Here is a 12,078-nt window from a genome sequence, read left to right on the forward strand (position 1 = left end):
ATTATTTTTGTTGCTATGTTTGATGACCTTGAGCTACTTTTCTAACTTGCTCGATATCTAAATTCAAGCCTTCAGCTATCTGTTCTACAGTTGCACCTAAACTGAGCGCAAAGGGGACAATTTCAAGTTTACCCTCTTGTTTAGCTTCTTGTATTGCTTCTTGCCTACCATCCTCTTTAGCTTCTTGATAAAACCTTGTTTTTTTTAAATCGCTTAATTCAAACATTTGCTAACCTTTTACTTCCTAATTTTCTCTAAAAAGCTGATTTATTTCAAATTAGATATTAGCTTCTTTTTGAGTCATGGATATTTAAGTTCAATCAGCTATTACAATTATTTTACTGTGGAGCTTGATTTTGATGATACTGATGACTCTGAGCAATCTGTCTAACTTGCTCAATATCTAAACTCAAAGCTTCAGCTATCTGTTCTACAGTTGCACCTAAACTCAGCATGAAGGGTATACCTTCTAGCTTACCTTCTAGCTTACCTTCTTGATAAACTTTGGTTTGTTTTAAATCGCCTAACCCTAACATCTGCTGAATCTCCTCTCGGCTAGCTTTAGGAAACTTGTAGATAATTATCGTCTCTATTAATTGTAGAATATCCCGTTGGGTAATTGTATCTGTTACTTGTTGTCTAGCTATAGCTATTAATTCTTTGGCTTTAGTTACCGCAGTGGTTTCTGGTTCAATAACTAACTTAACTGTTTCTATCCCAAGAGATTGCTCACCTGTGGAATTTAATTCATCCAGATAAACGCGTTTTACTCTTTGGGGTGTCAGTAGTTCGATATATCTTGCTGTTTCTCCTATATCTAGGTTTTTACTGGGATAAACAATCACTCCTTGCCAATTATTCGGTAATTCTGTTTTATCTAGATATAAGAAGATTTCTGTAAAGAAACGTGAATATAATTTTCTATCTGGTTGAAATTGAACTTCAACAAAATAAATAGGTCGTGATGTGTCGTTATTGGGAAGAAATACGCCATCAATCCGAAACGCCAGTTGCTTGACTTCAACTGATGCAAATTGATAAGTGTTGGCTGTTGTTGCAGGTTGGTCTATTAGTTCAAAGAAAATACTGGGGAAACTTTGAAATAGTTGGTAAAATATGCTGTCGGTTTTCACGAAAAAAAATAAATATGTCTTGAGTAGGTATGACTTGCATATTTCCAGTTTTGATGGCGAAATGTCAAGCTTGTGACGCTAAATAAATTTTTATGAATTTTATTGATATTCTCGCGAAAATATTAATTAAATAGTTTGCTTTTTCTGCACATAAAGGTAATCACAATATAATGCCCACGTAGCACCAAATAAACCACTAATAGAACCAGCGATCGCAGCTGTTACACCCCATCCTAAAGGGCCAATCCAATTAGTAATTTCTTTTAACATCGCAGTGGTTACTTTACTGACTAAATAAGCTGTACCCGTAGCAGTAAGTGTTACTATGCCTAAGTCTGTCAATATCTGTATCAGTTCTTTATTTGATAAGTCTTGGGCAAAATAGATTTTCCAAATAGTGGTATACATTAAAATATCGGCAGATGTTAATATTACCTGTTTGGGAATTTCTCCGCCTGGTGTTGGTGTTACGGAAGCTGTCGCACTACCAATAGCATAGCTAGCAATTGCTAAGACTGTTTCCACTCTTTTTCTACCTAAATTATTCATTTTTTTGCCTCCAATATAATTGGGTTTTCATTATTTAATGAATATAGGCAATATATCTATTATCTAACTGATCCCTTATTAGATTTATCTCATACAACCTATATCTAATAACCGTATTTAAAGCAACATATTAGGCAATAATTAATAATTACCGTAATTCATTAAACAACTAATGAAAATCTCAAGTATTTTCCCCGATTTAATTCTTAAATTCAAGTCTATAATTTAGAAGAAATTACATAATATTTGGATATAAATAAAGTCCGCTTGCGCGGACTAAGGAAATTGGATAAGGTTAGGTTATTACCAAGATGGCCTATTATCTTGCTATAGGCTAATTTAATTTTTTATCAATATTGTGATTTTGGCAAGTAATACACATTGATTTATTAGACTTAAAATCAATGAATATGTCTGTAATGCTTATGAACAATTTACACTCATTATCTATATTTTTTATAACTAACCAAATTTTTCTATAAAAGGTATGAATCATTATATTCAAAAGTAATTTTAATTACTGGTGATTACAGACATAAATAAAGGCATTATGTCTATTTACTTATTTTCCTATTCAGGAGAATTGAATAAAAATAAAAATGTGGTTCACGAGGATAACCCTGGAGATTATTCCAGGGTTTTATTTAAAAAATATCAACTTTTCCCAAGATTCAAATACTTTTCTTCCCCTACAACCCTACACCCCTACATTCTTTAAAAGGATGGTATCTTCAATCTGAAGATAGATTTTTTAATGATGCTAGAGTTTCATCACACCAATCTATCCAAGCTTGCTCATGTTTAATCCCAGCCATTAAAACTAAATTTCTCAGTCTTTCTTCCTTAGTAGAGAATTCTGATACTGAACATTTTTCTTGCTCAATTTCCCGATAAGTTAATAATTTTTCAACGTGAATTCTCCGATGACGTTCCACATCTGCTATCAATACATTTACGGATACTAAACCACCGGAAAAAATTTTTACTAACAAGTCTTCTCTAATCACATCTGGTTCAGTCGGCTTTTGCATCCACTCTACTAGCTGTTGTTTTCCTATTTCTGTAATTGAGTAAATTTTCTTATCTAAACGACCTTCGCGGGGAACAACTTCAGAAACAATCAAACCTGCTGACTCCAGTTTTCCCAGTTCTCTGTAAATTTGCTGCTGGGAAGCTTGCCAAAAATAACCCACAGACTCACTAAAGACCTTCGATAGATCATAACCACTGTGGGGTGCATCAATTAAACAGGTCAGAATTGCTTGTGATAAACCCATAAGGAACTACTTGACAGATATTTTCTTCAGTGTACACTGGAATTTGTATACAACAAGTTGAATAAATATAGTTTGACAAATAAGTTGTATATAGTAAATTTAGCTGCCAACTTAGGCGGTGACTTCATGCAAAATCTGAATGCAGGCGGAATTAAGCATTTTAAGTATCCCAATAGACTGTTAATTGTGGGTGCTGTGACTTTGGCTGTGGCTAGTGGTGCAAGTTCGTTATATTTTTTATTGAATGGGCGCAATACTGGAGAAAAAAGCACTCCTGTGGTGATAGATAACCGTCCTGTCATGAAAGCGGTAACAGCGTTAGGACGCATAGAACCTGAAGGCGAAGTCATACAAATATCCGTTTCTCAGACTGCGGGTAGTAACCGTATAGCGGAACTGTTAGTGAAACAGGGCGATCGCATTCAAAAAGGACAGATTATTGCTATTCTGGATAATCGAGACACCCGAATAGCAGCATTAAAAGTAGCCCAACAACGGGTAAAAGTCGCACAATCACAACTAGCACAGGTAAAAGCCGGGGCAAAACAGGGAGAAATTGCTGCCCAACAAGCCTTAATATCAGAACTAGAAGCGGAACTGCGCCAAGAAGTAGCGGCGAGAGTAGCCACAGTTAAACGCCTAGAAGCCGAAGTCAGAAATGCTCAACTAGAATATCAGCGTTATCAATATCTGCAAGAAACTGGTGCTGTTTCTGCGTCGATGCGGGATAGTAAAAAGTTAACCTTAGAAACAGCACAAGAGAGTTTACGAGAAGCCATAGCTAACCGCACTCAAACATCAGAAACCCTCAATGAAAGACTCAGACAAGCCAAAGCCACCCTAGAAAAGATTGCAGAGATACGTCCTACCGATGTACAAGCAGCACAAGCAGAAGTAGAAAATGCTCAAGCCGCAGTCCAAGAAGCCAAAGCTAACTTAGATTTAGCCTATGTCAAAGCTACCAAAGCCGGTCAAGTTTTAAAAATTCACACTTGGGATGGCGAAGTAGTCAGCGATAAAGGAATTGTCGAAATTGGACAAACGAATCAAATGTACGTTGTTGCAGAAGTCTATGAAACCGACATTAATCAAGTCAAAATCGGACAACGTGCAACCATCACCCAAGTCAACCTCCCAGGAAAACTAGAGGGAACAGTCAATGAAATTGGTTTACTGATAGCCAAAAAAGACGTACTCAACACCGATCCCGCCGCAGACATCGACGCAAGAGTAGTAGAAGTCAAAATCCGCCTCACCCCAGAATCAAGTCAACGAGTAGAAGGTTTAACTAATTCTAAAGTCAGAGTCATGATTAGTAGGTGAGTGGTGAGTGCTGTTAGCGGAAGCGGGGCGTTTAGCCCGTGCTGAGTAATGAGTAATGAGTAATGAGTAATGAGTAATGAGTAATGAGTAATGAGTAATGAGTAATGAGTAATGAGTAATGAGTAATGACTAATGACTAATGACTAATTACTAATTACCTATGTTCAAACGCAAAATTCCTTTAGCATGGTTGCAATTGTCGCGGGAAAAGGCACGGATGTTAGTGGCGATCGCTGGTATTGCTTTTGCAGATGTGCTAATGTTCCTACAATTGGGTATCCGCGAAGCTTTATTTGATGGTGCAGTACAATTCCACAACAGTTTGGAAGGTGAGATTGTATTAGTTAGTTCTCGCTATAAAGCTTTAATTTCCCTTGACCAATTCTCACAAAGAAGACTATATCAAGCACTGGGTTTTACAGGGGTGCAATCAGTTAGTCCAATATATCTAGATTCTGTTCCCTGGAAAAATCCTGATAATCAACAGACTTGGCAAATTTTCGCGATTGGGTTTAACCCAGAAGAAAAAGTTACTAATCTACCAGGTGTACAAGAAAATTTAAATGCCTTGAGAGAACCGGATACAATTTTATTTGACCGTGGTTCGCGTCAGGAATTTGGACAAATTGTCACTAAGTTTGAAGGTAATCATCAAGTTTTTACAGAGTTAAATAATCGCAAAATCAATGTTGTTGGTTTATTTAGATTAGGAACATCTTTTGGCATTAATGGTAATATAATTACTAGTGATGTAAATTTCTTGCGTCTGTTTGGTAATCAAAGAAGACAACAAGGTTTAATAGATTTTGGCTTAATTAAGTTAGAACCGGAAGCAGATATCAATTGGGTAATTGCTAATTTAAAAGCTAATTTACCTAACGATGTGCAAGTTCTTTCTAAACAGGAATTTATAGCTAGAGAGAAAAGTTTTTGGAATACTAGTACCCCAGTAGGATTTACCTTTACTTTAGGTGCAATCATTGGTTTTATTGTCGGTGCAGTAATTGTTTATCAAATACTTTATAGTGATGTTTCTGACCATTTACCAGAATATGCCACACTCAAAGCCATAGGTTTTAAAAATCGCTATTTACTAGTATTGGTATTTCAAGAAGCCTTAATTTTAGCAGCTATTGGTTTTATTCCTGGATTTGCAATTTCTCAAGGTTTATATTTAATCACTCGTCAAGCAACATTGTTACCAATCATGATGACGATTGAAAGGGCAGTTTTAATATTCATCCTCACCACCTTGATGTGTACAATTTCTGCCTCTATTGCCATCCAAAAATTACAAGCTGCCGACCCTGCCGATATTTTTTAAAAATCATTCCCAGTCCCCAGTCCCCAATCCCTATTCCCTAACTATGTCATCTGCGATCGCTATTTCCCATCTCAACCATTATTATGGTGTAGGTTCACTCAAAAAACAAATTCTTTTTGATATCAACCTAGAAATTCAAGCAGGCGAAATTGTCATTATGACAGGGCCTTCCGGTTCAGGTAAAACTACTTTACTAACACTAATTGGCAGTTTACGTTCTGTACAGTCAGGTAGCCTGAAAATATTAGGTAAAGAACTATGTGGTGCAACTAAAAATGAAATGGTCGAAGTCCGCCGCCATATTGGCTATATCTTTCAAGCCCATAACTTATTAGGTTTTCTCACAGCCCAACAAAATGTGCAGATGCCGTTTGAAATGAATAATGCTGTTCCCTTTCGAGAAGCACAAGCTAAAGCAGCCGCAATGTTAACTACAGTGGGCTTAGGAGAAAGACTAAATTACTATCCCGATGGACTCTCAGGCGGACAAAAACAAAGAGTTGCTATTGCTAGGGCTTTAGTGCATCACCCTCAATTAGTATTAGCCGATGAACCGACAGCAGCTTTAGATAGTAAATCAGGTAGAGATGTAGTCAATTTAATGCAGCAATTAGCCAAAGAACAAGGCTGCACAATTCTTTTAGTAACCCATGATAATCGTATTTTAGATATTGCCGATCGCATTATTCGGATGGAAGATGGCTATTTAGTGAAATCTGACCCATAGCAATAATAGTTTTTAGTAAGGACTTTAGTCCTTATATGAGGACTGAAGTCCCCACTACGAACTTTTTTATTCAAAAATAATCATATCCTCTAATTCTGACATCATCTGCTCTAATAAATCTTCCATCATCTCCTCATTCATAGAATTGAGAGTGGCTGGCCCCTTGAGAAACTCTTTAATGGTCATTTTCTGGTCACGGAAGCTCATAACAAAATCACGAATTTGGGCGACAATATTAATTTGTTGTTCCATTGTCTGCACCATAAAATCTACATAATCTACACCTTGTTTAGCAGCTTTGCGGGCATCTGCTAACATTGCCCCTTCGGGAGTATTTTTAGCTAACCTTAATTCCCGCTTGAGGTTTTCATATTGATTAGAGAGAATTTCGTTTTGCTGTTCTAGACTTTTACATTTACGGGTCAAATCATCTTCACTATTATTATCAATTGTTTCACCTAATTGATGTTGTCTTTCAATTTCTAGAAGCCTAGCTAAATCACCTTCTTGATAAGCTTTATTGATTTCCTTCATAATTTCAGTATGATTCTGAAGGGTTTCTTGATCTTGGACTTTATCAGGGTGAAAAATCTCTGCTAACTTCAAAAAGGTTTGGCGAATCTTTCTTGATTCATCTGTTCTAGCCGTGGAGGGAGTATCTAAGGGTTGTTGAGTTTGCCAATTAGGGCGACGATGTGTATTGGTATCTTGCTCACTACTTTCTGGAGAGCGAAAATTTTCAAATAATTCATCTAGTTCTGGATCATCTATATCTGCATCAGTCTGTTTTTCTTTATAACTGATGACTCCCGCAAATTGTAAATTACGATAAACTTTTTCTATATTATTTTTCGTTTGCTTGCCAAATTTTCTTTTAGTCAAAAGTTCATCAAATATAGCATGAATTTCTTGGTCAAGTTCTGCCATTTTCTGGAAATTAGGCGTAGCCTTATGAAATATATCAGTGGCTAAAGAACGCATCTTTTCCACAAAATTATTGAGTTCTGTACGTTTTTTCTTGATCTGTTTGAGCAGGGATTGATGTTCTTTTTCTAATACCTCTAAGCGGATATGTAAATCAGAAAGGGCTAAAGATGTTGTTTTGCTGTTGGGGGGTGTGCGGGGCTGAGATGCTGCTTTGCGGGGCATGGAAGATGTAAGGTAATTTTAGGGTTGAAAGCAGAATACCTGCAAGCTCAGTGGAAATCAACAGACATAAGATACATTTATTAGTCAATAGTCATTAGTCATTAGTCAATAGTCATTAGTCATTAGTCATTAGTCATTAGTCATTAGTATTTCTTTCCCTATCTCTCCTGTCTCCCGTAAGCCCCTAAACCCCTACACCCTTACACCCTTACACCCTTAAATCTTAATAGTACATCCAGACTAACAGTCTGATAAAATACCATAGAGCATTAACCAACAGGTGTTATGGCGAAACGTCTTTTAGTCGTTGAATCTCCTGGTAAAGTTAAGAAACTCAGCCAAATTCTGGGTACAGATTGGATAGTCCGGGCTAGTTGTGGACATATTCGTGAACTCAGCAATCAGGGTGAGGATTCCCTGGGGTTTAGTATGGAGGGCGGTAGTGTACGATGCAACTATGTACCGCGTGACCAACGTGCTAAGGAGACTATTCAACAACTCAAGGCGTTTAGTAAGCAAGTAGATGAGGTTGTTTTAGCAACTGACCCAGACCGAGAGGGTGAAACGATCGCCTGGCATCTTAAAGAGGTGTTAGGATTACGTGATGCTAAACGGGTAATTTATACCGAAATTACTGCATCGGCGGTGAGAAATGCGATCGCACACCCCAGAAAGTTAGACTTAAATCTGGTAGGTGCGGGATTATGCCGCGATTGTCTGGATAAATTGGTAGGTTATAAAGGTAGTCCCTTAGTTTGGGCTTTAAATAACGGTGCTAAAAGTGTCGGTCGAGTCCAAAGTGCGACACTCCACCTAATTTGTCAGCGTGAAAGAGAAATTCAAACCTTCGTACCCCAAGATTATTGGAATGTTTGGGTAGATTATCAAGAGGGCTTTCGGGCTTTTTATAAAGGGACGACCGACACAGCTAAGGAAACCGAACAGCAGGAAACAGAAACCCATGATGATGCGGCTGATAACACCACAAAAGCACCAGAATCTAAACGGGTACTGTCAGAAGCAGAAGCTATCAGGTTAACTGAAACAGCAAAACAGCATCCCCACCAAGTAATTCTCATAGAAGGTAAGACAGTCCAACGCCAACCACCACCACCTTTTACCACCTCGACGTTGCAACAAGCCGCCGGTTCTAAGCTGAAATTCGCTCCAGATAAAACTATGCAGGTGGCGCAAAAATTATATGAGGCGGGGTTAATTACCTATATGCGAACCGACTCAGTAATGTTGAGTCCCGAATTTTGCGAGAGTGCGCGCCAGTGGTTAGAACAAAACGACCCGCAAAATGTCCCGCCCAAAGTCGCCAAGCACCGCAGCAGCAAAACAGCCCAAGAAGCCCACGAAGCCATTCGCCCCACAGATGTGTTTCGTCCCTCAGTACAATTACGAGAAGAATTACCAGCCGATGAATTTAATTTATACGTGATGATTTGGAAACGGGCAATGGCTTCTCAATGTCGTTCCGCCCAACTCCGTAAAACTTTAGTCGTCACCCAGTCGGGGAATCTCTTGTGGCAAGCGAGGGGGCAAGTTATCGAATTTTACGGTTATGCCAAGTATTGGAATAATCTCAGTAAAGATTCGGTTTTACCTGAGTTACAGCAAAAACAGGCTTTAACCTTAGATAATGCCAATTTTGAGAAAAAACAAACACAACCACCGCCACGCTACAGCGAACCCAAATTAGTGCAGCTCATGGAACGCAAAGGCATCGGTCGCCCTAGTACCTATGCTCCCACAGTCGCCACCCTTAAGCATCGGGGTTATGTGGAGTTAGCTAAGGGTAATTTGCAACCCACCGCATTAGGGCTAGAAGTTGACACTTTTTTACAGAAAGCACTGCCAGATTTACTAGAAGCAGAATTCACCGCTAAAATGGAAGACGCTTTAGATGCGATCGCTCAAGGTAAACAAGGCTGGCAACAATATCTCACCAATTGGAATCAAGATTACTTTGTCCCTGCACTCTCCAAAGCTAAAAATGTAGTGGTAGGTGTATCAACTGGTACAACATCTACACCACGCCAATACGAAACCTCTAGGACACGCTGCCCAGAGTGTAACAATTGTCTTTCTAAAATTAAAAGCAGTAAACTCCAGAAAAAATATTTTCTCAAATGTACTAGCGGCTGTGAAAACATTGTACTGTTTTGGAGCGATCGCTCTAAAAGTTGGGAAGCACCCAAAAATCAAGCAAGCGGCACAGAAAATAAAGCCAAGCCGCCTGCTAAAGTAACGTCTTATCCTTGCCCAGTGTGCAAGCAGCCTTTAGAGGAGTACAGTTACACCAAAGACGGACAGTCGAAAACCATGTTGCGGTGTTCTAATCCTAAGTCACGCCAGGATAATAAGCATAAGGATGTAGCCTACTTCAGCACCCAGAAAGGTTGGTGGAGTCCGAAGTTTGGCGAACTGGGGAAGGAAGAGGCAGGGGGCAGGGGGGCAGGGAGCAGGGGGAAAAGGTAGACAAGGTAGACAAGGTAGACAAGGGTGACAAGGTAGACAAGGTAGAATTTTTTACTATGCCCAATGCCCCATGCCCAATGCCCCATGCCCAATGCCCAATGCCCCATGCCCAATGCCCCATGCCCCATTCCCTATTCGTGAAATTCCGGCAAATCATTAGGCGCACCACAGGCGGAAATGTTACCTGTGAAGTTTACGTCTGCTACGAGTTCTGGGTGGGCTTGTTTGCGTTGGGCGATTTGTTCGCGGGTGAGAATTTTGGATTCGTCGAAACCTAGTTCGATTTCTGTTTGTAGTCCTTTATACTTGACTCGTTTTAAGTTGTAGAAGCGTTTGTTGAGGGTGGTTTGGACGAATGCTTTTAAACAACCTAAAAGATATCTGCGCTTAAAGGGATCTTTGACAAACCAATATTCCAAGGTTTTGCGGAGGTAGAAACGGGCGTAGTTTCGCAACACTCCTTTGAGAACGTCTTCCCTTTCCATTGCATCGGGTTTCATGATGGGGGTGACGAAGTTATATTGCGAATAGTCTCGGACTTCGACGCGATCGCCTAAATCTTGGAATAATTCAGAAAATGGCCAAGGGGTAAACATATTCCAGTTCACCATGTCGGTTTGCCAATCCAAAGCCATTTTATAGGTTTCCTCAATGGTTTCTGGGGTTTCATTTTCTAAACCCATAATAAATTGAGCTTCGGCAACCATGCCATTTTTTCTTAATAGTTGAATCGCTTTTTTGTTCTGCTCAATTGTGGTTTCTTTGCGGAACAAATTCAACTTTAATTGGGCTGCTGCTTCTGTTCCCAAAGACACATGAACTAGTCCAGCTTTACGATACAGAGGTAATTCCTCTTCATCCCGCAAGATATCTGTCACCCTGGTATTAATTCCCCAATAAACGCCTAAATTGCGTTCGATTAATTCGTTACACAGGGCAATAAATTTGGGTTTGTTAATAGTTGGTTCTTCATCAGCCAGAATAAAAAATCCAACTTTGTGTTTTTTCACCAGAATTTCAATCTGATCTACGAATTTTTTGGGAGTGCTGGAACGGTATTTGCGCCAGAATGCCCACTGAGAACAGAAACGACAGGAGAAAGGACATCCTCTAGCATAGTTGGGAACAGCTACCCGCACATTTAAAGGAGTGTAAATATATTTACTCCAATCTAAAAGACTCCAATCTGGGGTGAGAGTATCTAAATCAGCAATGGGGGGATGGGCTGGTGTAGCGATAACTTGCCCATTTTCAATGAAGGCGATACCTAAAATATTACGGCGATCGCGCTCATCTGTACCATTGGCGATCGCGGTAATTAAATTCACCGTAATTTCTTCACCCTCACCCCGGATAATATAATCTACCCAGGGAGCTTCCTGAAACACCTCATTATACATATAAGTAGGATGCACCCCACCCATGATGGTTTTCGCTTGGGGACAAACCTCTTTCACAATCCTTAAGGTGGTTTGCGATTGATAAATCATTGGGGTGATAGCTGTCGCCAACACCACATCCGGCTGATGTTCAGCAATCATCTTGGCTAAAGCATCATCAGCAATATAATCCGTCATCGCATCAATGAAGCGAATATCATTAAAGCCTGCTGTCTTTAATGCTCCACCCACATAAGGAACCCAACTTGGTGGCCAATTCCCGGCAATTTCCGCACCACCAGAATGATAATTGGGTTGAATCATCATGATCCGCATAATCTACCTCCTAATTAGGAACTGGGGACTGGTGATTAGGGACTGGGATTTTTACACTGCTCAATGCCCAGCGAATACCAATTCGCAATTCGCAATTCGCAATGGGCTAACGCCCCGCTACGCTAACGCAATGGACTAACGTCCCGCTTCGCTAACGCAATTAAAAAACTTAGATGCAGCAAACCTTTCACGGTTTACATCTGTATCAAGGTTTTCATGAATTGGTATAACAGCACCGTCAAGCTAGTGCTATCCTATAGGTTGCTTCCCCGACTTCCTGAAAAAAGTCGCGGATCTTAATCAACGCTAACCACTCCGTATATTGATGAAAAGTTATGATGAGGATGCTAATCGAACGATAAATTACCATTTATCCACACATCCTTATATAACTTTA

At 39.5% G+C, this 12,078-nt stretch carries 10 protein-coding genes; 4 read left to right on the forward strand and 6 right to left on the reverse strand.

The window, feature by feature from the left end:
- Nucleotides 1–13 precede the first annotated feature (13 nt).
- The 4 genes from CLI64_RS22980 to CLI64_RS22995 form a co-directional block, all read right to left on the reverse strand.
- Nucleotides 14–226, reverse strand: coding sequence for a hypothetical protein (locus tag CLI64_RS22980; protein ID WP_103139395.1), 213 nt, complete (start codon nt 224–226; stop codon nt 14–16).
- Between the two features lie 112 nt (nt 227–338).
- Nucleotides 339–1,133: an Rpn family recombination-promoting nuclease/putative transposase gene (locus CLI64_RS22985; protein ID WP_103139396.1), complete on the reverse strand. Its 795-nt coding sequence runs from the start codon at nt 1,131–1,133 to the stop codon at nt 339–341.
- A 126-nt stretch (nt 1,134–1,259) separates the two neighbouring features.
- Nucleotides 1,260–1,682, reverse strand: coding sequence for a hypothetical protein (locus CLI64_RS22990; RefSeq protein ID WP_103139397.1), 423 nt, complete (start codon nt 1,680–1,682; stop codon nt 1,260–1,262).
- A gap of 731 nt (nt 1,683–2,413) precedes the next feature.
- Nucleotides 2,414–2,959 carry a PadR family transcriptional regulator gene (locus CLI64_RS22995; protein WP_103139398.1) on the reverse strand — a complete coding sequence of 182 codons (546 nt, stop codon included), beginning with the start codon at nt 2,957–2,959 and terminating at the stop codon, nt 2,414–2,416.
- Nucleotides 2,960–3,085: 126 nt separating this feature from the next.
- Between CLI64_RS22995 and CLI64_RS23000 the strand changes: the two genes are divergently transcribed.
- The 3 genes from CLI64_RS23000 (at nt 3,086) to CLI64_RS23010 (ending at nt 6,333) form a co-directional block, all read left to right on the forward strand.
- Nucleotides 3,086–4,282: an ABC exporter membrane fusion protein gene (locus CLI64_RS23000; protein WP_103139399.1), complete on the forward strand. Its 1,197-nt coding sequence runs from the start codon at nt 3,086–3,088 to the stop codon at nt 4,280–4,282.
- A gap of 160 nt (nt 4,283–4,442) precedes the next feature.
- Nucleotides 4,443–5,606, forward strand: a complete 1,164-nt coding sequence (gene devC, locus CLI64_RS23005) for an ABC transporter permease DevC (protein ID WP_103139400.1) — start codon at nt 4,443–4,445, stop codon at nt 5,604–5,606.
- A 43-nt stretch (nt 5,607–5,649) separates the two neighbouring features.
- Nucleotides 5,650–6,333: a DevA family ABC transporter ATP-binding protein gene (locus tag CLI64_RS23010; RefSeq protein ID WP_103139401.1), complete on the forward strand. Its 684-nt coding sequence runs from the start codon at nt 5,650–5,652 to the stop codon at nt 6,331–6,333.
- Between the two features lie 66 nt (nt 6,334–6,399).
- On the opposite strand, the gene CLI64_RS23015 is transcribed toward CLI64_RS23010, so the two are convergent.
- Nucleotides 6,400–7,482, reverse strand: coding sequence for a J domain-containing protein (locus CLI64_RS23015; RefSeq protein ID WP_103139402.1), 1,083 nt, complete (start codon nt 7,480–7,482; stop codon nt 6,400–6,402).
- 285 nt (nt 7,483–7,767) lie between these two features.
- On the opposite strand from CLI64_RS23015, the gene topA reads away from it, so the two are divergent.
- On the forward strand, nt 7,768–9,966 hold the full coding sequence (topA, locus tag CLI64_RS23020; RefSeq protein WP_103139403.1) for a type I DNA topoisomerase: 2,199 nt from the start codon (nt 7,768–7,770) through the stop codon (nt 9,964–9,966).
- Between the two features lie 131 nt (nt 9,967–10,097).
- Here topA and bchE read toward each other — a convergent pair whose 3' ends face one another.
- Nucleotides 10,098–11,681: a magnesium-protoporphyrin IX monomethyl ester anaerobic oxidative cyclase gene (gene bchE / locus CLI64_RS23030; protein WP_103139405.1), complete on the reverse strand. Its 1,584-nt coding sequence runs from the start codon at nt 11,679–11,681 to the stop codon at nt 10,098–10,100.
- Nucleotides 11,682–12,078: the final 397 nt, after the last annotated feature.

This window comes from Nostoc sp. CENA543 (assembly GCF_002896875.1).
Taxonomy (GTDB): Bacteria; Cyanobacteriota; Cyanobacteriia; order Cyanobacteriales; family Nostocaceae; genus Trichormus.